Origin of the sequence: Sphingobacterium alkalisoli, from assembly GCF_005049105.1 — a bacterium.
GTDB classification, from domain to species: domain Bacteria; phylum Bacteroidota; class Bacteroidia; order Sphingobacteriales; family Sphingobacteriaceae; genus Sphingobacterium; species Sphingobacterium alkalisoli.
The window spans coordinates 1,176,757-1,199,201 of sequence record NZ_SUKA01000001.1 but is presented as its reverse complement, the minus strand read 5'-3'; the positions used below and the strand labels follow the sequence as shown (position 1 = coordinate 1,199,201).

General features: G+C 42.2%; 11 protein-coding genes. All 11 read right to left on the bottom strand.

Features of this window, described 5'->3' with window-relative positions:
- Position 1: 1 nt before the first annotated feature.
- The 11 genes from FAZ19_RS24060 to FAZ19_RS04350 all read right to left on the bottom strand — a co-directional run bounded on the left by FAZ19_RS24060 (position 2) and on the right by FAZ19_RS04350 (position 22,309).
- Complete coding sequence (locus FAZ19_RS24060; protein WP_188876061.1) at positions 2 to 1,408, bottom strand: sialate O-acetylesterase; 1,407 nt, start codon at positions 1,406 to 1,408, stop codon at positions 2 to 4.
- A gap of 8 nt (positions 1,409 to 1,416) precedes the next feature.
- Positions 1,417 to 3,231: a RagB/SusD family nutrient uptake outer membrane protein gene (locus FAZ19_RS04395; protein WP_136819366.1), complete on the bottom strand. Its 1,815-nt coding sequence runs from the start codon at positions 3,229 to 3,231 to the stop codon at positions 1,417 to 1,419.
- 10 nt (positions 3,232 to 3,241) lie between these two features.
- Positions 3,242 to 6,463 (bottom strand): SusC/RagA family TonB-linked outer membrane protein, encoded by a 3,222-nt coding sequence (locus FAZ19_RS04390; protein ID WP_136819365.1) that lies wholly within the window; start codon positions 6,461 to 6,463, stop codon positions 3,242 to 3,244.
- Positions 6,464 to 6,838: 375 nt separating this feature from the next.
- Positions 6,839 to 7,288 (bottom strand): hypothetical protein, encoded by a 450-nt coding sequence (locus tag FAZ19_RS04385; RefSeq protein ID WP_136819364.1) that lies wholly within the window; start codon positions 7,286 to 7,288, stop codon positions 6,839 to 6,841.
- 85 nt (positions 7,289 to 7,373) lie between these two features.
- Positions 7,374 to 8,999, bottom strand: a complete 1,626-nt coding sequence (locus FAZ19_RS04380; RefSeq protein ID WP_136819363.1) for a RagB/SusD family nutrient uptake outer membrane protein — start codon at positions 8,997 to 8,999, stop codon at positions 7,374 to 7,376.
- A gap of 11 nt (positions 9,000 to 9,010) precedes the next feature.
- Positions 9,011 to 12,109, bottom strand: a complete 3,099-nt coding sequence (locus tag FAZ19_RS04375; protein WP_136819362.1) for a SusC/RagA family TonB-linked outer membrane protein — start codon at positions 12,107 to 12,109, stop codon at positions 9,011 to 9,013.
- A gap of 21 nt (positions 12,110 to 12,130) precedes the next feature.
- Positions 12,131 to 13,711 carry a fasciclin domain-containing protein gene (locus tag FAZ19_RS04370; protein WP_136819361.1) on the bottom strand — a complete coding sequence of 527 codons (1,581 nt, stop codon included), beginning with the start codon at positions 13,709 to 13,711 and terminating at the stop codon, positions 12,131 to 12,133.
- 19 nt (positions 13,712 to 13,730) lie between these two features.
- Positions 13,731 to 15,347, bottom strand: a complete 1,617-nt coding sequence (locus FAZ19_RS04365) for a fasciclin domain-containing protein (RefSeq protein WP_136819360.1) — start codon at positions 15,345 to 15,347, stop codon at positions 13,731 to 13,733.
- Positions 15,348 to 15,357: 10 nt separating this feature from the next.
- A complete protein-coding gene (locus FAZ19_RS04360) occupies positions 15,358 to 16,821 on the bottom strand; it encodes a RagB/SusD family nutrient uptake outer membrane protein (protein WP_136819359.1) in 1,464 nt (487 codons plus the stop codon).
- Positions 16,822 to 16,832: 11 nt separating this feature from the next.
- Entirely contained in the window at positions 16,833 to 20,081 is a 3,249-nt protein-coding gene (locus tag FAZ19_RS04355) for a SusC/RagA family TonB-linked outer membrane protein (RefSeq protein ID WP_136819358.1), read from the bottom strand.
- 35 nt (positions 20,082 to 20,116) lie between these two features.
- Entirely contained in the window at positions 20,117 to 22,309 is a 2,193-nt protein-coding gene (locus tag FAZ19_RS04350) for a fasciclin domain-containing protein (RefSeq protein WP_136819357.1), read from the bottom strand.
- Positions 22,310 to 22,445 lie beyond the last annotated feature (136 nt).

The window sequence follows — 22,445 nt, the reverse complement described above, 5'->3', positions numbered from 1 at the left end:
ATTAATCAGTTTTAAAAGGTAAAGCGGGTATTCCTTCCGCATTGTATAAGTTGGCTTTATTGTAATTCTTCCATGCATACCGTGTGTACTTGGGACTAGTGACATGTTCGGAACGGAGTCGAACAGAATGTTTATCTTCCACAATCGCTTGTGCGCGGTAGAAAACCTGATCATCTCCTGCAATTTCAAATCCTAAAATCGCATTATCTTTTCGAAGGTTTTTAGAATTGTGCAGATCAAATCTCACCAGCATGCTATTGGATAATGCCGTACTGGATTCATAGATAGGCCCCTGCCAAACGATTTCCTGATTGTAGACATTTGCTAGGGCTACCTTGGCTAACCGCTCTGCTGGTACACGTTTGTTTCGCGGATGAATATCTGTTGAATCGCTCACATCGGTCGTGACAACCATTTGCACATTGCTCAACTGCTGCGTGGCCTGATACTGTTGAGCTCGAATTTCGGGCGTTATCCCTTTGTAGGGGGCAAGCTGTACAAAATAAAAAGGAAGGTTGGCACTGTTCCTATGTTGCCGCCAACTGGAAATCATATTGATAAACATTTGCCCATATCGCTCTTGTCGCGCGACATTGGATTCGCCCTGGTACCAGATTACCCCTTTTATAGCATACGGATTCAAGGGATGAATCATGGCATTCCATAGTACGACAGAAGACTTGTTATCTTTTTTACGGCTTTGCTCCTGAAGTAAATAATCTGCGTACAAGGGGTTCTGATTCATGACGTTCTCAGCGGTCCAAGCTTCAATTGGAGTACCTCCCCAGGTCGATTGAATAAGTCCAACTGGAACTCCTAAGGTGTTTACCAATGCGCGACTAAAGTAAAACCCAATCGCCGATTTATCCTGGATACTATTTGCATCGCATACGACCCACTCCCCTTCGCAATCCAGTCTTGCAGTGTCCGAAATAGATTGTTTCACCCGAAAAAAACGGATGGATGGATAGTCAGCATCCCGTAATGCTTCGGCTTCATGCAACTCACCACTCCGCCAAGTAGCACCTTTTGACATCGGAAAATCCATATTGGATTGTCCGGAAGCGAGCCAGACTTCACCTAATAGAATATTGGATATCAGAATTTCTTCTGATATGTTGGATAACCGAAGCGTATGACTCTGTCCGTCGGACTTCTGGGTATTTAGGTGGCATTGCCATCTTCCTTCGGAATCCGTTACCGCCATAAAGGCCTCCTGATTCCAGGAAGCCTTTATATGAATGGTATCGCCTACAGCGCTCCATCCCCAAATAAGGGCCGAAGTATCCTGCTGGAGTACCATGTTATTAGAAATAATAGCAGGTAACGTAATAGTTTGTCCGGTTCCGAGCGAAGCCGAACAAACCGTTAAAAGAAGCAGGCTGATGTATTTTTTAAAACTATACATCACGCTGCTTAGTATAATGGATGTTGCTGTCCCCTTAACCCTGGGTTAGCATCGATAGTCTGCGTGTTCAGCGGAAACAGTTCCACCTTATTTTTTTCAAGACCTCGATAAATATTGGTTACCCAAACCTCCGTAGGAGTAAACGAATTTGCAAAGAATGCAGCGTTCCGACCATACATGTCCAATATGGTATAACCATCTCCTTCTAACGTAGCTCGCTCTTGCGTAGTGGGCGCACTAACAAAACCTTGATAAGGAATCGCTACAGTTGGATCAGACAATTTTGCAACGGCGTCAATTTTATAGGCGCGGAATCTTGGTACATTGACGTACTTGCCTTGATGTCTTGCCAAGTCCAAAATATCACTTTTGGTAGCTGTCAATTTTTCAAATAAGATACCCCAACGGATTAAGTCAGTTCGTCTCCAACCTTCAAAAGCCAGTTCTAGTTTGCGTTCCTGAATAATCGCATTTCTAAAGCCTTCGTAGTCCGAAGGCGTCTCACCGATCAAATCCGGATTATTATTAAAAGCACGCAACCGGACTTCTTCGTATCGTTCTTTAGCCAGCGCGGTGGGTCCATTATTCACTTCATTAGCCGCCTCGGCATACATCAAGAGAATATCCGAATAACGTAAGTCGATCCAGTTGAAATTGCGTTGATGTTCCCTTGGACCTAATTCTGCTCCCCAGTTTGCCCGATACTTCCCGATGGTGTGGTTGGCATAGGTATTCATTTGATATCCATTTTCAGCTGTAATGGAATAATTGCTAATCGTGACATCGCGTCTCGTATCGCCATTGTCAAACTCGAAATACAATGTCGGAATTACCGCCATAGCCGGTTGTGATTTTTTGACCACAGAAAGGGTGTGCATAAAAATACCGTTGGTATAGCCATTGCGCAGCTCATTACGATCTGGACCTTCCTGTCCATATTCCAGAATATTTTCATTATTGTAGCGCTTATTCGTCACGTCACGGAATACCGATTCGAAAGTTGGCGATAAGCTGTGTCCGCCCTGCGTAATAACTTGTTCACAAGCATCGGCGGCGATCTGGTACAGCTCTTGCACGCGTACAGGATCCGAACGTTTACCTAATTTGACCGTTCCTGGTAAATAAGAGTCTAAATCCCATCGTAGGGAATATCCCGCTGCGTAAAGAGCGACCCTTGCAAGTAATCCATAGGCGGCATTTTTTGAAATACGCTCCGATGATAATCCCGAAGCACTTTTCCATGGCAACAATTCAATCGCCTGTTGCAGATCCGAAATACAGCCGTCCAAAATGATGTCTCTATTTACACGGGATGACGAAAAGCTTTCCGCGTCCACTACAGGAACCAAGGGATAAGGCACGTCACCAAAAAACCGCACTACATTCAACATATTTTTTGCACGTATAGCATATGCTTCTCCCAACAGCATATTAAGCTGCGATCGCTCTGCGTCCGTAGCATCCATGGCGGTGATTCCCTTAATGAGTACATTCACCTGCTCAACGCCCGAATACATACTAGTATATGTCGACGTTGGTGTAGTAGATGGATTGTAAACATAATTAGAAACCATGTTCTTCGAATTCGTCTCGCCCTCGGTAGAAAAGGCCTCATCTGTGCCCATCCCAAATTGGTAGTACAACTCCTGATTGGAAGTACTAGTGTAAGCGCCTAACAGCGCCATTTCAACTCGGCTTGGATTTTCAAAGATGGTTGAACTGTCGAAATCACTCTGTGAAGGTAAATCTAGCCATTTTTGACAGGACGAAGCGAGCAGTGTTGCACCTATTGTTATGATATATAATACTAATTTCTTTCTCATGATTCAATATTTAAAATGTCAAGTTCAAACCGGCAACAAAACTTTTTGCCCGTGGATATGCGGAATTATCGACACCTCTTGTCAGTATCGAACCAGTCGCTGAAACCTCTGGATCATAACCACTAAATTTCGTGAATGTATGTATATTATTAAGGGTAACAAAAACTCTTAGCCTATTTATAAAAGCACGTTGGGAGACTTCATCGGGCAGGGTATATCCCAAGGTAATATTGTTTATTCTTAAGAACGATGCGTCTTCCAAATAGTAATCTAGTGCGTCTGAAACAGCAATACTATTAGTGGAGTTTAAGCTCCAAACCTGGTCTTTATCGTGCTGATTCGGATTTAGCTCAGCCAGTCTAGCCAAATTCATCGTCTCTGCACCCGTGGCAGGATCGATTAGTGTGAAACGATCTGCCATACGTCCTAAGGAATTCTGATTTGGAAGATATGGCCCCATGAAGCGTTGCGTATTCATATTAAAAGCTTGGTTGCCATAACTAAAGTTCAAAAACACGCTCAAATCGAAATTCCCATAGATAAATTCATTGTTAAATCCACCGAAAAACTTTGGTTCCGGGTTGCCGATAATCGTTCGGTCATTGGTCGACCAAACCGGGTTACCATCAGAATCCATTTCGTCAGCAGTAGGAACATACTTTATATCTCCTGGTTTTACCGTGGCACGGTTCTTCCCTTTCAAAGCAGCCACACCGTCTTTTAAAGTATAGGAGCCGTCACCATTTTGTATAAAATCATCTGTTGTATACACACCATCATATTTATACCCGAAGAATTTTCCAACAGATTGATCGACATACGTACGAAACATTGCTCGGGAATCGACATCTCGTTGTAAATAGTCACTACCCGCACTTCCAGTGAGTGACTGTGTTAGAGAACGGTTAAAGGTCATATTCAAATTGGATCTCCATTGAAAATGATCATTTCGGATATTGGTTGTTGCTAAGGTCAATTCAACTCCTCTATTTCTAAGCACCGCAACGTTCTGATATTGAAACCGATATCCAGTAGAGGTAGGGATTTCAGCCTCCAAAAGAAGATTCGATGACCTGTTATTATAGAAATCAGCAGTAACATTGACCCGGTTATTGAAAAAGGAGATATCAGCCGCCACATTTGTAGTTTGTGTTTTCTCCCACATCAATAGCGGATTCCCAACGATGTCACCTGGTCTAAGACCTGTAGCCATCTCATTATTTATCGCCACTATCGTCGGTCCGTAGAGCGTTGCATAACGTACATTTCCAATTTTATCATTCCCGGTGGTACCATATCCTACCCGGACCTTTAGCTGATCAAAAAAATTGACATTTTCCATAAAGTCCTCGTTATGAATATTCCATGCTGCGGAGGCTGACGGAAAATTCCCCCACTGCCTACCTGGCATGAAAGTCGATACACCATCCCGACGTAAAGTACCGGTAAACAAATAGCGGTCATCGTAATTATAGATTGCCCTTGCAAATACAGATACAATTCCATAACGTCCTTCTTCCGTTTCTCCACGCTCCGTACGTCCGGCTAGCGATACGTCGTTCAAACCAAAATTATTGGAAGGAAACAGAAAATATTTGTGCTTAAGGGACATATTTTGCCGGTACATCACTTCGTGTCCAGCTAACAGATTAAGGTTGTGTTTACCGAAATCTTTTAGCCAAGACACTGTGTTTGTCACCTGCCACTGGTATTTCTCTCCATTTTTGATATCGCCAAAAGGACCTAAATTTGCTCGCGCATCAGCAGTACGTCCGTCATCCCAAAAGGTATTACGGTCTTGCCACCACTGATAGCTACCTGTACCACGCCAAGTGAAATCCTTGAAGAGCTTCGCTGTAAACCCGGCGTTGATATTGGCTACACGTTCGTAAGCATTCAGACTACGCGCATCGTTGGTAATAATCGGATTAAAAATATCGTACTGTGAATTCAATTGCTGTAGCTCCTCGCCTAAATCCTCATTAAGCAGCTGCTCATCCGTGAAACGCGTACCTCCCGTTACAGGTTGTAGAATCGCCATCTTGAGCATCCCTCCGAGCGAGCGGCCACCTTCAACATGCTGGCTCTGGAACATAGAATTGAAGTCTACGTTAAGCCCCGGGATGATCTCGTGATCTATCCTCGCTCGAACTGAATTACGGCTCATTCCAGACTTCGCAACGACACCATTCTGATGTGTATTATTGTAGGATAACATAAACTTCGTCTTCTCGTTACCGCCATTAATATTCACATTATGGACGTTTAACAAGGCTTGACCTCCAAACACAGCATCCTGCCAATCAACACCTTTTCTATTAGCGTAATCGCGTTGGATACGAGCATAAGCACCGCTAGCAAAATCCGGTGCATCGACATCACCTCCAAAACCAGTAGCGAAATCAGGCTGTCTACCACCTAAAGTCTGCAATTCATATTGGTATTTTACATATTCTTCTACATTAAGCAAGTCCAGCTTTTTACTCAAGCTCTCAAAGCTATAATATGTGTTATAGTCTACATTCGTACGACCAGCCTTTCCTGATTTCGTTGTGATGAGTACAACGCCATTGGAACCTCGAGAACCATAGATCGCAGTAGCAGATGCGTCTTTTAGAATCTCCATGCTCTCGATATCATTTACATCGATACGCGTTAATCCATCGTCCATAACAAATCCATCGACCACGTAAAGAGGTGTAGTCTCGCTGGTTAAGGAAGTACCACCACGTATATTCAGATTGATATCAGCTCCCGGCGCCCCACTTTGCGTTACAACGCTTACTCCTGCTACCCGGCCGGTTAATGCTTGAGCTGCTGAAGTAACCGGTAGATTGCGTATATCATCAGCTTTGACAGATCCTACGGCGCCCGTGAGATCGCGCTTCCGAACTGTACCATACCCAATAACGACTAGCTCGTCCATCACATTGGTACTTTCGCCCAATTGAATATTGATTTTAGCTTGATTATTGACAGGAACCTGTTGGGGTTCAAAACCCAAATAATTGAAAGTTAATGTTGCTGTGGTAGAAACTGAAATTTTATACATTCCCGCCGCATCGGTCTGTGCGGACGTTGTACTGTTTGAGACGGTGATGGTTACACCGCTTAAAGGTGTATTGTCCTGATCCGTAACAATTCCTGTTACATCAATGTTCCCTTGTGCCTTGGTAGCTAGAAAACTGAAGAACAGCAGACTGACTAAAATAATTCGTTTTGTAATGAGCATCGGCTTCTATATTGATATTAAAAATAAATAGGTTTACTATATCCTCCATTTTCAGGTGGAAAACAAAATAATCCTATTTGCAGCTAATACGCATCCTGTGCCATCCTGAAATAGAACAGCATAAAACCGCAGCACTTAGCGCCGATTAATCTTAATACAATAAATAAAGTAATGCTTTCTATCTATAAACGTGCTATTTATGAGTTTGTAATGTACAGAGCCTCAAAACAACTTAAAATTTACCATTGTAACAAGAATGTTTTGTTACAATGGTGAATATTTTTTTTACGAAAAAATATTAGGCGTCGGCGAGTTCACTGGATTAAGATAATAATGAGGCCTTTCCAATCAACTGCACTACTTTATTATGCCGTGCTAATTTGGATCGTAGGTGGTAAAAAATCCAAAATAGTGTTCCATATAGGAAGCTTTCGTAATCCTAACAGCAAGGTTCAGCGATTCTGGGTCGCCTTGGTTGAGTATTACACTGCCCGATAACGGCGCACCATCATACTCATCCCACAGGGAAGTATGAGGCTCCTCTTCGTATATTGAGCCTTCACTATAACCCCAATATTCGAGATCTATGATTGGATCGCCAGATGTAGGAGTAACTTGTATGTCATAATACAAAATATTCTCGCCATTAACTCTTACTAACTCATATTCGACCTTTAAAAGACCGTCTGCACTTTCGTAGGTTAATTTTGTATCATCAACATACGTTACTCCGGGATTTGAAGAGAGGTAGGTCCAATCCATGCTCTGTCCAAACGCCATGGTACTCATCCATAAAAATAGGATACTAAACATAATTTTTCTCATACTTTTTGTTTTAAGGGTTTATAATAATGAATAAAAAAATAAGCGTATTTTAGAGATCTTGCAATCGTTTTACTTAAACAAAAGGTTAGTTCAACGGATACTTAATAAACCAATTGTTCTCGTCCATCAGATACGACCGAATCTCTTCCTCTCTTGCTCCATATTTTTTTGATACGATATCCGCTAAGATGGCATTATCTTGCCAACGTTTTGCAATACGCATCATAGCAAAATACGCTTTAGCTTCACCGGCACTTTCCATCAGGGTTTCTTGTACAATTAACTCATCCAGTCCCTTCTTGTAAGCTAGTGTATCTGCTGAATCCTCAAGTTCATCTTTCGACATCCCTTCTGGATAAACCGGAAACATCTTAACACGACGACGGATTCCCCAGTTTCTAGCGATCGCACTATTTATCACCTCATCATTAAATGGAAATCGCAGTTTATCTCTGTTTAAGATAAGGTACTGTTCAACACCGTCATTAAGCAATGCTTCTGCCTCGGCAAATAAATTTAAATTATTCAGCGCTTCTATCATAAAGAAATGTACGTCAGCATCTCTGTAAATCGAGATATGTACGTTATTTTTGTAAATTTCAGATGCAGCTTCTCGGTCTCTGGAAAACTTACGTACCACCCATTCCCCGTTTTGAAGGAAAAATGTACGTTCATCCCCTCTCCATAAATCGCCTAAATTACTACCATCGTACCGTAGCTGCCGGGCGTACCTATCCATTGACACCTGCGTTGGTCTTAGATAATAAAGAGATGGTGGTGTATTGGAAAAAAACTGAATTAATCTATTGGTTTGATTCCGCTCAAAATCATAGGGTACAACATTAATAAGCGCTCTAGTTCTAGTAATAGGATCACGCGTAAACAACTGAATCCACTCCCCATCGTAATCATCATTACCAATTTTATACCGTGCTCCCCCACCATCATAGATAAAGTTTATCCCGTTCTGTACGACCAAATCATACTGTCTATTCCACAGCTGCAATTCCATAAGTAGCGGCATAGGCGATGGACAGATCATATTCCACATCAGATCCTGCTGATTAGCCGGTACGCCTGGGAATAAAATATTAGCCCAGTTCGTTTCGTACAGACCACTCACACCATCTACCCCTGTATTCATTAACCCCAACAATCGCGGTAACAACTCATCCAAGGTAATCACCGGCATATTTGCAATATCGTCCAATTGTAAATTGGGGGTATCAAAATAGGCCGCTTTGCCATACAATTTTCCGATGGTTAGATAGGTCCATACTTTAAAGCGAATGGCTCCAGAAATCAACGCACGATAGTGGCTGTCTTCAACCGCCTTAGGATTTTCCTTCCGATATTTAACGATCTTGTCCAAATAACTATTTGCATTTACGATGAGATCGTAATAGCTACTCGGATTAGCAAATTCATTTCCTTTCGTTTCTCTATAATTGTAGATATCCCACAGGTCCTGTGGTGCATTCTGCGTTGGTTCTAAAAAATCTGATCTCAAATCGCTCAGAAAGACGGTCTGATCGGCAATAGCCTGCATTTTTGAGGCGACACCGATATAGCCCGAATACAGTTCATTCGCCTCGCCTACATAATTATCGTCCAGCAACATATCACTGGTATTCACTTCAAAATATTTATCACAGGCCGTAAAACTCAGGGAACCTGCTAATAAGGCATATATTATAAAATTTCTTTTCATCGATTTCTCCACTATAATTTGATATTTACACCTAATTTAAATGTTCTCGGCAGTGCGACCTTACCGTAATCCAGCCCCATATGTCCCGTTTGCGTACTATACCCTGTCACCGGATCTAAGCCGAGATAATTCGTCCACGTGAATAGATTCTCGCCAGAAATATACCATTCGGAATTCGCCAGGGCCTTAATAGAACTTTCCACAACTTTGTATGAAAAGATTACGTTCTCCAATCGAAGGTAAGAAGCATCTTCAATCCAGCGGTTGGAAAACCGGGCATTTTCCATCGGATCACCATATTGTGCCCGCGGAATATCCGTCAGCTGCCCATCAGCCTGCCATCTTCGCAGGGCTGCTTCCGATTGATTATAATAACTATCCAACGATTCTAAGCTACGACGAACACCGTTGTACATCGAGCTACCCTGGCTGTAACTCATAAAGCCCTGCAGACTGAATTGTCTGTAACGCAGATTAAGGAAACCTCCGCCAAAGAGTTTAGGTAAACTACTGCCCAGTAACATCCGATCATTTTTATCAATTACGCCGTCTTGATTGACATCATTGAAATGCGCATCTCCGGCCTCGAATGATTGGTTTCTAAAATCCGATAGATTAAGTTGGTTAGCATCGGCTGCTGTTGAAATCACACCTAAAAACTCATGTCCGTAAAACGAAAATGGAGATTGTCCCACCATTTGGATCCGAGAAACGTTATCCGACTGATCGGAAATGATCGGTTCATTTCCGACTAGCTTCTTAATTGTACTATTAATCGTGGAAATATTTCCACCGACAGAAAATGACCAAGTTTTATTATCCACAACCGTATAGTTTAAATCCACTTCAAGCCCGTGATTATCTATTTGTCCTCCGTTTATGTAAACGCGATCAATTCCAGCAATAGGAGAAACAGGAAATACATTCAACAGGTTAGTCGATTGCGTAAAGTAATAACCGACATTTATATTAAATCGGCGATCGAAGCCCGAAAAGATCAAGTTGGCCTGCAGATTTTGGTTATCCTCCCAACGTATACCTGTATTTGGAATGTTCCCGACAACGATACCTGCTAACTGCCTGTATAATTGACTGGAATAATAAGACTGTCCTATTTTTGACGAGAAACGACTATTTCCTGTTTTCGCATAGCCTAACTTTAATACTAAGTTACTTATTGCGTCTACATTCTTTAATCCTTCAAAGTTGCTCATTAAGAAGGAGATATCAGCAGCCGGAAAAAGTCCAAAGCGATTGGCTGTAGTACCCGAAACCGAAGAACCGTCCACATTCAAAGAAGCATCTAATTTCACAAGGTTACGAAAATTATAGGTAGAGGCTCCGTAGAAGCTCAACCAGTTCCAGGACTCGTTATACCCCCAAAACATCCTCCCAGCATTGTCCACAAAGTCCAATGTCCGATAAAAATCTGAACTGGTATTCCTACCCGAACCGGCGTCATATTCCTGTGCATTTATAATACTCTGTACACCTCCGGTTAATTGCCAACTATCCCGATCAAATGTCCTACTATATACCCCATTGAGACCTAAAAAAACATTGGAGGCTTTACCTGCACCTGCCCTTGCTGTATTTAATGCAATCCCATTTTCCAAAGGCACTACTGTACCGCTAGAAAGGCCAGGTACAAATGTTGCTTGTCGTGTATAGTTGGAAAAAAGACCAATCGTACCATTCAACCGCAGATTTGTCGATGCTTTGTAAGCCAAATTTGCATTGACAAAGATATCATACACGTCCGAACTGACCTTCCCTGTATTTAATAGCGCAACAGGATTAGTCACTCCAAATTGCCTTACGCCATCATAATCCGGCAACAGGTTGTTCTCACTATCTTTGAGACGATCACTTAATATGGGTGCTCTATAGAGAGCCGCCAAAATAGGATTTGTGGCTGGCAACATGCCCTGCTCTTGCAGCAATGCAGTTGTATAACTCAAGCCCATAGAAGCTTGTAAATCAAACTTGGCACCTAGCGCAACTTGTGTATTCATACGCGTACTGTAACGCGTGCTCTGGGTATTGTCCAGCGCACCGTTTTGGTTAAGCACACCGAGAGATAGATCGTATTTAGCAACCGCATCTCCTCCTTTGATACGCAAGTGATTGTCGGTCACAAAGGCATTGCTATATATTAAATCCTGCCAGTCTGTATCGTTATTATACAAATAGTTGTAAAAATAATTAGGGTCATCCCTTAAGAAAGGAAATCGTGTGAGCAGTTCGCCTAAATCTTCATATTCGGTCATACCGACATTGCCCAGATAACTCTTGTAGTCGCTGACCCCTAAAACAGGCATCGTCCTGAAATTGTGTGCTACGCCATAATTTCCTTTAAACTCCACTACAGTCTCCAAATCGGTAGAAGTCGACGTCTCCAAATACAGTACCCCATTAGACCCCAAAGAGCCGTAACGGTTTGCATCCGCACCTTTAAGCATACGTATGCTCTTAATATCATTGACGTTAATTGCACTCAATATGCTGCGCGAATAACCTCCTATAATAGGAGAATTTCCTCCATCGGGCAAATACGGGATACCGTCTATTACGATTAATGGCGAATTATCCGCTTCAAAAGATCGTACACCCCGATAATTCAGTGTTGCCCCTTCCGTAACCATCCCGCTCTTATTCATAACGCGTAACCCTGCAACTTCTCCAACCAACACGTTTTCTATACTTTGCGCACCCAATCGAAAATCCGAATTTTGCAAATAGGTACTATTTTTGTCGGAAAAAGCACCGTCAATAACGTTGTCATACTTAATTCTTCCTGCCGATATCAAGGTAATTTCAAATTCCGAACGTCCCAGCACGTCCACTACAGCTTCATAATACCCCGGACTCCATACGCGAATTGTCGTGGGTGCTTCCTCCAAATCGCTAAATTTAAAGGTACCATCCGCCCGCGTTTGTGTCGTGTGGGTTGTATTCACAACCGTTACAACAGCATTCTGAACAGGCCCTTTATCATACGAACTCAACACCTTACCGGTAATAACCGTCTGTGCAAATAGGGGTAATGCTCCTAATAATAGTGTAGAAGTGAAAATTAATCTATATAAGCCTCTCGCTCTATTTCTCATAAACTTATTAAAAAAGGGTTATTAATAATTGTTTGCTGTCGGTATTAAAGCCCAGTGATAAAGTTCCACGGTCTCTGCCGTGCCTTTACCTAATCCGGCAAATTCGACCTTGATTTTGAACGTCCTTACCTCATCACCGTCAATCATCACCGTACCGACCAGCCCACCCCATCCATTGTACTTAGCAGGGCTCGTATTTGTGCTTCTATCATAATGCCATGGATTAGAAGGCTCAACATTGAGTTTCGAAGCTATCTGCTTTCCATCTACATAAATGTTGACATATGGATGTGAGATATGCCGGAAACCCATATATAAATTATATTCACCTGGAGGCACCTCGACGATCTTATAACCAATAGATCCATCTGAAGCACGCTCCAGCATCAGTGGTGTAAAATCGATAGACACCGGACTACCATCGTTTACGTCGCCTTCACCTCTCAGTACTAAGGTGCGATAAATTCCCTCTACACCAATCGCTGGAAAACACATGCAATCTCTATCTGTAGGTACAATGGTACTATAGTTTGATACGGTAAACAGATCATCCTTCAACGCATCGGGCACATATTCATAATAGTGAAACAACTGCTTGATCATCTTGATGTGCACATTGTTCGGAATCTTCATCTTGGTAATATTGTAGATTCGGCCGTTGCTCATGCGCATATAGTCAGGATCGACCTCTTGTACAGTAGGCTTCCAAAGCTGGTTAAACGCCGAAGTGATATCGCCACTGCCGTAATTGTCAATAAGCGTATTGTAAAATATAGCTTCTTTTATCCATTTGTAGGCGATCACCGTATCCGCCGGTAAGAAGGGTTTGCCGAATTGACCGTAAAGCTGTCCTAAATTATCAAAACACTCTTCAAGCACCTCATTACTTGGCAAAAACATGGTCAGCTTATCAAATTCGGACATAATGTTTGCTCTTTCGAAAATAGGATTAGAAATTATAAAAACGGAGTCATATAATGTTCTTCCTGTGCGATCGACTCCTACCGGTATGCTGTTTTCCATATCAAACAGGGTATCATTCATAGCTAAAATCGTATCCCGTATAGTGGAATGACTATCTCCCAATCCTTCTAGATAGTCGTAGATACTAATGTCCGGTTTCAATAGCTGGTCAATTTCATGAACCACACCATTTTTACACAGTTGGTTCCCTTTGGTAATTGTACCATCTCCTACGTGAACACCATTCTCCGAAATGTCCACCGATAAGTATTTGCCATTAAATGTCATCAACCGAAGACCGCTCTTCAACTTGGTCTTGTCAAAAACCAAACTATTGATGTGGTATTTTAGCACGTAGTCCTCATCAAAGTCCATCTCCGTCAATTGCGCCATTTTATCATTAGTAACTACCCATACAGTTAACGTCTGATCTCTTTCCAACTCTTTATCAATACCATATTCTTCTAGCTTTGCTAGAAATGCTGAATACTGTGGCTGTGATTTCAGGTATTCCAAGAGATTAAGTGGCGAAACAATTTCGTCTGTTTCTTTGGTTCCATAATGGTCTTCCCAGCCTTTTTGACAGCCACCTATTAACATCGTAATAACTGCTGTAAGGATTAAAAAAATATTTTTCATAACATATCAATTATAATTATTAATCAATCGGATCAAATTGCAGGTAATCCATGGTAATCAGCTTACCATCAAGCGATAAAATGCGAAAGGTATGCGAGGTTGTTTCTTCGAATTCCACTTCACCCAGTACCTGTGTCTGTCTTCTATCTGCGGATGTGTTTGATGTAACGAGCCGGGAATAAAGTTCTTGGTTATCCAAGATAAAAGAACATATTCCAGTATTTGTGGCATTTCGCACACTAGGCCACACAAAAGTTACTTTATATTTACCACGTACAATCGTTGGCGTATTCATTTGTATCCAGCCCGATTCACCAAGCGTAACCCTAAAATGGTCGTGATTAAGCACGCTATTATAAAAAACACCGTCTGCTTGTCTGTTGTTTCGATAGATTAAAACGTCTGATCTAAACTCAGGAACCGATGACCATATTATACTGGTCAGTTCGTTTGCGGTGAATGTTTTATTATATTGTGCACCCAAACTCGGATTCTGGTATTGTGTCACATTTGCTGCTACATCGGGGTAATCTGTAAATTCCCATATGATCGGTACGCGTGCAGGAAAAAATACCGGCATCCAATCATCCACCTCGTGGACAACACCATTCTTGGCGATAATATTATATTCAATAAACTGAATATAATTTTCTCCGACCTCATCTACATTGACAACGAGCTCAGCAGAATTATCCGAAACGTTCATTAGCTCGCCTTTGGCTAACGTTTCGAAGTTCACGCGGGCTGTACCCTCTGGAAATTTACCCAGATCAGTATACGAACGCTGCTGCGTCAGTACATGATACGCTACATACTTATATAGTGGATTGTTCTCATCTTTTAAGTCCGATCCAGGAGTAACGGCTAATTTCGTTAGCAAATCCGGTAAGGACGCTATACCCTCTTTGGCAAAAGTGGCATTAGCTACAGCGAACAGGGTATATTTGAACCGCTGTTGAACCGGATTACCAAACTCGTCTACCGTTTCGGTATAGATGCGATCCAACCTCTCATCCAAACCGACTGCTATTACGGTTTCGCGAAACAAGCTAAATCTCTCTTCTGCTAACCGATCCAGGATGGTAGCCGTAAGCGGCACAAGCACATCATCAATACTGTGGATCACACCATTGGTTGCTGCAATATCAAATCGGTTAAAACGGGACTCACCATTTAGGTAAACGGCATCTAACCCCCCTTCCCTAAATTCCACATATAAATTATCATCTGTTGCATTTAAATCGCTAATGGCGCCGCTCTGAAATTGGCCGAAGTCTACCTTAATACCCGGAATCAAGTGATATCGAACCAAATAATTCGCATCTTCTTTAGACATCTCAGCTACCGAGCCGATATTGAGCTTGGCAAGATAGCGTTCGACACCTTCATTCACAGGCGCAAAATGGGTGTAAACAGTACTGATATTTAAGGTATTGTATAAATCTGCCTTTTCCAAAATTTCGACCCACAGTGAATAATTCTCCGGATCACTTTTTAGCAAGATCGCAATCGGGCTTTCTTCATACGCTTTAAACGTATCATCCTCATATGCATCCTTACAGGATCCAACCAGCAGGGAAGCAAATGCCACCAGCAGGTACACAGATAACTTCCATTTAGTTTGTAATTTTTCCATGATTCTTCCGTTAATTAAGTGGTGCATAATATGGATTTTGTGTCAGCAATGTATTGAACAGAATCTCGTCCTGATGAATGGGTAGGTAATGTGCATTTTCGTTCAGTAGTATCGAACGAATTACCGGTGCCGAACCTCCCGTCATACCTGCCAGTACTTCTTCAATTAAATATTCTTTATATTCATAATTATTACGCATCGCAACACGTAAGATGTCGTACCAGCGTTTGCCCTCGCCTACGAATTCGCGGGCACGTTCGTCCATCAGAAGATCCAGCATCTCCAACTCGTTGGATCCGGCGGAAATAGGTCGCGAAATCTGCGCGCGCGACCGTACTGCGGTAATTAGCTCCAATGCAGCGGGGTAAGAATCCTCTCCTTTCATGATTAAGGCCTCGGCCTTCATGAGGTAGATGTCGGCAACACGGTATAAGATCCAGTTCTGATCACTTTGTGGCCTTGCCACCCCTGTATTTCCTTCAGCCCCTATAAATTTCCAAAGTTTAAAATCCGATGCAGAGTAGGACGCCCCAGCTCCCCGTACATCTTCCAGATTCTCTTGAAATAAGGTAACGCCATAATTAGAGATGACCCAATTATGTGAAGTACCAAAGATGGTAAGAAAATTATTGGTTTGGTTTTTGGTAAAGTCAAACTGCACTTCAAAAATGCCTTCATTGGAATTACCCGGACTGAAAATGGTAAACCAATTGTTCTGGGTATTCACGACACCTTCTATTAATCCGACTTTTCCAGATTCCAACACGGCATTGCAGGAAATAATCGCATTATCGTAATCTTCTGTCCATAAGTATACATCTGCCAGCATCGCATGGATCGCATTCGTCGTGGACCTACCTTTCGTTTCCCAGACCGTAGGCCAGGTATCCTTACTATTTTCCAACGCCGTATTCAGGTCAAAAATAATCTGGGCGTACAGTTCTTCTTTCGTCGATTTTTCCTTTTCATAACGCTGCGAATCGTTCATATAAGGATCCAAAAGCAGGGGTACTTCGCCGAAATTACGTACCAGATAAAAATAGCTCAACGCACGTAAAAAATAAGCCTCGGATAAAAACGACTGCATTATTGCCGTATTAAAAGAAGGATCCTTCTCCACAACACCGGGAGCATAACGTATCACCATATTGGCGTAGTTGATCATTTGATAGAACTCGGCCCATTTGGTAAGGGAATTGGATGGAAGTAAACGCAACGTTTTAAAGTCACCGAGGCCAGTCGCCACAAAGCCGCCTAAGGACAACATGTTGCCCCTGGCCTCTCCCCATACAATCATCGAATTGACGGACTTTTGTAGGGATACATATGCAGCTCCCAACACCGCTTCGACCTCTTCTTTGTTACTCCAATACTCATCGGTCACCTGCTCATTCTCAGGCAATATTCCCAACCACTTCTCACAAGAGGTCGTAAAGAACAGGAGTGCAACCAAAATATATGTTAATATCTTCATATCTATCTCTTTTAAAAATTAGCTATTATACCAAATGCAAAACGCCTTGGTCTCGGCGTACTCGCCCCATCTTCACTTAACATAAAGATATCCGATGACAGACCGACTTCTGGATCCTGTCCCGAATAATTCGTCCAGGTAAATAAATCCTGTCCCGTAGCAAACACATCGAAACGCGAGATATTAAAACGACTGATAATCGATTTTGGCAAGGAATACCGCACAGAGACCATCTTCAACCGTACAAAGGAAGCATCTTCCACAAAACGATCCGAGCCCAAGGTATTATAACCCTCATTATATAATGCCCTGGGAATTTCCGTATCATCCCCCTCGTGTCTCCACCTGCGCAGTACAGCTGCACTTTGATTATTTGTTCCGCGCATACTTTCATTACTAATGCGTACGCTGTTAACTACCTTCTGTCCTAACCTCGCGTGCAAAAACGTGTTGAGTGTAAAGGCTTTGTACCGTACATCAATCCCTCCTCCAGAGGTAAACAACGGCATCGCATTTCCCAAATAAACGATATCATATTGATCGATGACTCCATTGCCGTCCATGTCCTGATATTTCGCATCTCCCGGGTAAACCTTTCTGTTACCATTTTGGGTATAGATGGGCTCACCCATCAGATCGTATATAGTATTGTTGTCGAGATCACGTGCGAGCGTCTCTTCTTCATTTTGATAGACGCCAAGATACTTGTATCCATAAAATGATCCTAGTGGGTTGCCAGCTATAATTTTATGCGCATATTTTCCATTTTCAAAATTGTAATTCTCAAATTGCAGGTTCTCCGGTAATTCCAGCACTTCATTCTGGTTTCTGGAGAAGTTTAGCGTTGCACTCAATGTGAAGTCCTTCGCCCGGATTAAGTCACCCCGAAAAACAAGTTCCCATCCTTTATTCACCATTTCTCCTGAATTATAAAATTTCATCGTCGCAAAACCAGTAGACGATGGGAGCTTGACGTCCTTTTGCAACAAGTCTGATGTTAAGCGGCTGTACCACTCCGCCATAATATGCAGACGATCCTTGAAGAAAGACAGTTCCAAACCAACATCTGTTTGCGTGACCAACTCCCACTTTAAGTTATCCAATTGGATACGGGTTGGCCGGATAGCCGTCATATCCATATAGCCCGGGACAAGGGGCTCAAAGGCACCTAGGTAAACAAAAGATCCACTCGGCGGGTTACCGTTCTGTCCCCAGCTTACGCGAAATTTGGCCATATCCAAAAAGTCCAATTCCTGCATAAAGGGTTCATCGCCTAAATGCCAGGCCGCACCTACTGTTGGAAAGCCCTTCCAACGATGCTGTGCGGAGATGCTCGTATTCGCTTCCCAGCGATAGATTCCATTCAGGATATACCTATTCTTATAGCCATAATAAAGACTACTGGTAAAACCGATATCTCTACTCATCGAATTTCCAGAACCCATTTTCACCACAGCTGCACCTGCTGTCGGATCACTTAGGGAAGCAGAAGCATTACCCGAAGTCTCCGAGGCATATCCAAAAGCACGGGTTTCGTTTGTACGTACAATCTGCGTAGCGATAATATTATGATCTTCGTTTAATATTTTATTATAAATAAATTTGTTCTCCGTGTTCAACTGCAGTCTATCACTCAGTTGGTCTGATCCGCGATTGAAATAGGAATCTGTCCAAATGACACCGGTAACCGACTGCGGCAAAAACCGCCGGATTTTATCCGAACTCGTGTTAAAGCCAACCGTGGCCGTATACCGTAAGGAGGGTAGGATATCATACTGTGCCCGAAAGATGGCACGGGCCTGTTCTTTCATGGCATTGTTGACCGACTCGTTAACCATTGCCACTGGATTATACATACTTTCTTTAGCTTCACCTACAAAACTTCCCTGAAAGTTTATCCGTGGTGTAAAATACTGATCCGAATACACACCATAATCGTCGATAAAATATGGACTCATATTTGGCATCTTCTTCAACGCCATCGCTCTCGGTTCTGGTACCTTGTCTCCCGTCCAATACTTGTTGATATCACTAAGGGAATACGAAATATCAGAACTGATATTAAACTTATTCGAAAATTTATAGTTCACACTTACCAAGGCATTATACCGATTGGTTTTCAATCCTTTCGTTGTTCCTACATCGTTCAGATAACCTAAAGATACACGATAGGTTGCTTTATCCCCACCCCCACTGATGGAAAGCGAATTGTCTTCAAAGTGCCCAACCTGGGTAACCATATCCGTCCAATTTGTATTCTGGTTATACTCGTTAAAATAATTCCAGCTGGGGTCGTACTTTATTTCGTTGGTATTATACAACAAATTAAGATATTGTAGCGAACCCATATAGCCTAGATCATTAACCGTATTCCATATCGCGTCCTGTACCAGCGACACATATTGCCCACCATCTAACATGGGAATAGGGTCTGCTTCCTTCTTCACATCCACTTTTGACGAAAACGAAAATTGTGTCTTACCTTTCCGTCCCTTTTTCGTCGTAAACAACAATACGCCATTAGCACCTTGCGATCCCCAGATAGCCGTAGCGGCTGCATCCTTCAGTACTTCAATCGTTTCGATGTCATTGGGTGATATATTGATTAGGGCGCCAAAATCTTCATCATTAGCGGTGGAAAAATTAAAATCGCTACCAACGTTCGTCGAATAGGGTACGCCATCTACAACAATCAAAGGCTCTGAATTACCATTCAGCGAAGTGGTACCCCGGATACGGATGGAACTTCTTCCTCCGGGATCTGCACTGGATATGATATCCACATTCGCTAAACGTCCTTGAAGACCGCTCTCGACCGACGCAAAAGGCATGGTTTCCAGTTCTTTCATATCAAAGCGTTCGGTAGCAGAAACCTGATTTCTGAAGCTTATTCCCATATCATTTTTTGCCCCTCCTTCGCGTACAATCGTAACTTCCTCGATAGATCGGTCATCCACCATCAGGGTAAGATTAATTGTTCCTTGCCCATTATAAGGGATTCGCGTAGATTGATACCCGATACAGGCGATCACAATAGTTAGTCCATCTGTAGCCGGAACTTCAATTTGATATTGCCCCAGGGCATCTGTTGATGCGCCTTTCAAGTTTCTATTCTCCTTATTCTCTACAAAAATCGAGGCTCCTTGTAGAGGTGCATTTTTCTCTCCTTTGATCGTCCCTATCAACACCTTTGAATTTTGGGCAGAGGCCGAATACGCAAAAGAGAAAAAAGCTAATAAAATTAAAATCTGTAGCCTCATTTATCTTATTTTAATGGTTAAATATTATAATTTGGTTATTTCTTAAGTAGTCCTGATATCTTGTATACCGCACCATCACTAAATAGCTTTGGTAAATCAGTAGATACCGGAATAATTGTACCGTCAATATCCTTGAGCTCCAGACGTGTATTCTGGTCTATTATTTCCAACTGACGGTATACGTTATATCCCGTTGACATAGTCGTCTTCCACACACCTTCAATCCCGAAACCTGGAAACGGATAATCGCCTAATGAATTATCAGGTATCGAAATAAAATAGGATTTTAGGTAAGCTGCAAGTTCTACATTGTCTGTTGGTATACTCCCCTCTGCTATGCCATTTAAAACGGTGGCATTATCGGGAGCGAAAACGATAAATCGGTTACCAAAAAGAAATGATAAGGCACTACCCGTTTCCAAAAGACCTGCCCGTGCTAATAACTTGGAAAACTCAGAATAGGCATTCAATGGATTAGAAGGTGTTTCAGACCCCGGTATTGTCCCCTTAATCGATCGAGACTCCGCCAATAAACTACTTCCAAAGGGTTCATACGCCCTTCCGTTATACCAATTGCCTGCAATATCAGCGACCGTAATTTGCTGATCTGGATTATTATATGTTGCTGAAGAATAAATTTCCCCATCTCCTGTATACACATAAGTAAACGGATTTCTTGTACGGTATACCTTTTTTTCCGATAAGGAATTCACTCTTCCGTAAACAATATGATCAGACACGAAAAGCTCCTGTTGTCTGATAGATAACGGAACCAGTACCCCATCGTCATTTTGTACCATCACACCCTCGTCTCCAAACACCAATGGATTCCCTTCCGACCAAAATAGATAGCTATTACCTACCAAGGTACTTTCTAGCACCTCGTCCGATGGGATAAATAAAGTAAACTCGATATCCTTACTCGACAATGTCTGATGTAAACCTGTACTCGCCAACATGTACATAAACATCTTGTACTTGGGGTTACGAAAAGCAGGGCCGGTAACGCTGTTAAACAAATCGGGCACCATTACTTTGTTTAACCCGTAGAACACACCGTTTGACGCAATGGCTTTATCCTGCACGTCAGCATTCGGATTAAATTCGATCGGAGTTCCAAAACTTGTTTTAATATCTGGATTCGTACCAATTTCTGACGGAAAAACCATATTACCCTGATAGACGTGATTACGCATGACCATAGAGAGTGGGAGCAGATCCACTTCGAATAATGAACCATAGTAAGGTGAAAAATATTCATTAAACAGGCTTTGTAACGCCTGATTCGATGGCGCAAATACATTGTATGATTGATAGGTAAGACTTCCCAAATCCCAATAGTCAGGGATGCTTCGTGTTGTCCACTCGGATGCAATTGGAGGAAGCAGGTTATGGTCGATTGAGAATAGGGAGTCGCCTACAGCAGCATAATTAATGGACGCCTGCTCATCATATAAAAACATTCGAAATTTATCGTACAACGTAATAAAGTCGCGGTAGTTTTCGTTGTTAGCCAATTCGTCGTAGACCGTATTAAGCGGCTCTAGCACCTTGTCAAGAATATATAAGTATCCATTATCAGCGGGGATAGCATATTCTTTAACCCCAGAATTGCTTACATTAAAGCCTTGTGTACCAGCCCAAGAATCCGCCCCAAAAAAATACTCATAATTGGCACTTGCCTCAATGCCTTTTGTATCAAAGTGCGTTTGCGAGAATACCGGAAGAAACCGCTCCTTATGATATATCTTCTTCAGCTTTCCATCTGTTTTATCCACCTCGGTTGTTATGGCATCGTTACTTCTTGTCCGGTGTTTATAATACAATCCGGCGTTATTGATTTCATACCCCTCACTTCCACCTGGCTGATAATTCATTAACATATCTTTTCCATACGCGTAGTAAACAAGATGATACCCAATAAGCTTTTGAAGCTCAGCTTTCGGAAGCTGTCCGATCTGCGTTAAATTTTTGGATTGAAGATATGCATCGAAGGCCTGATCATCCGGGGCAAAGACCGTCGCTATCGTCTTTCCTTCTAAGACCTCTCTGAAACCAGCTCGTTCAACACCATCCAAGAATTGGGTAAATTCTCCTCTTTCTTCCAGTATTTGCCACGCATTTCCTCTCAACCAGTCCGGGCGCTCATAATGCGAAGTCAGCTCCTGTTTGGCGCATGAAATAAAAAATAGTAGCAACACACTGATACCTATTAACAGTCTTTTCATGTGTAAATAATTTGTCTTTAAATGGTTATAGGGAATATTTAATGTTCCTTATATTGATTAGTTTCTTATTGTATTAATATCGTTATCGTAATTTTATCATAAATAACCGGCTCACTTACAAATGGTATATGCAAGC

Bases quoted from the DNA above. Each gene is read 5' to 3' on its own strand.
- FAZ19_RS04370 (WP_136819361.1), bottom strand. From the start codon at position 13,711: ATGAAAAATATTTTTTTAATCCTTACAGCAGTTATTACGATGTTAATA.
- FAZ19_RS04390 (WP_136819365.1), bottom strand. From the start codon at position 6,463: ATGCTCATTACAAAACGAATTATTTTAGTCAGTCTGCTGTTCTTCAGT.
- FAZ19_RS04375 (WP_136819362.1), bottom strand. From the start codon at position 12,109: ATGAGAAATAGAGCGAGAGGCTTATATAGATTAATTTTCACTTCTACA.
- FAZ19_RS04350 (WP_136819357.1), bottom strand. From the start codon at position 22,309: ATGAAAAGACTGTTAATAGGTATCAGTGTGTTGCTACTATTTTTTATT.
- FAZ19_RS24060 (WP_188876061.1), bottom strand. From the start codon at position 1,408: ATGTATAGTTTTAAAAAATACATCAGCCTGCTTCTTTTAACGGTTTGT.
- FAZ19_RS04395 (WP_136819366.1), bottom strand. From the start codon at position 3,231: ATGAGAAAGAAATTAGTATTATATATCATAACAATAGGTGCAACACTG.
- FAZ19_RS04365 (WP_136819360.1), bottom strand. From the start codon at position 15,347: ATGGAAAAATTACAAACTAAATGGAAGTTATCTGTGTACCTGCTGGTG.
- FAZ19_RS04355 (WP_136819358.1), bottom strand. From the start codon at position 20,081: ATGAGGCTACAGATTTTAATTTTATTAGCTTTTTTCTCTTTTGCGTAT.
- FAZ19_RS04385 (WP_136819364.1), bottom strand. From the start codon at position 7,288: ATGAGAAAAATTATGTTTAGTATCCTATTTTTATGGATGAGTACCATG.
- FAZ19_RS04380 (WP_136819363.1), bottom strand. From the start codon at position 8,999: ATGAAAAGAAATTTTATAATATATGCCTTATTAGCAGGTTCCCTGAGT.
- FAZ19_RS04360 (WP_136819359.1), bottom strand. From the start codon at position 16,821: ATGAAGATATTAACATATATTTTGGTTGCACTCCTGTTCTTTACGACC.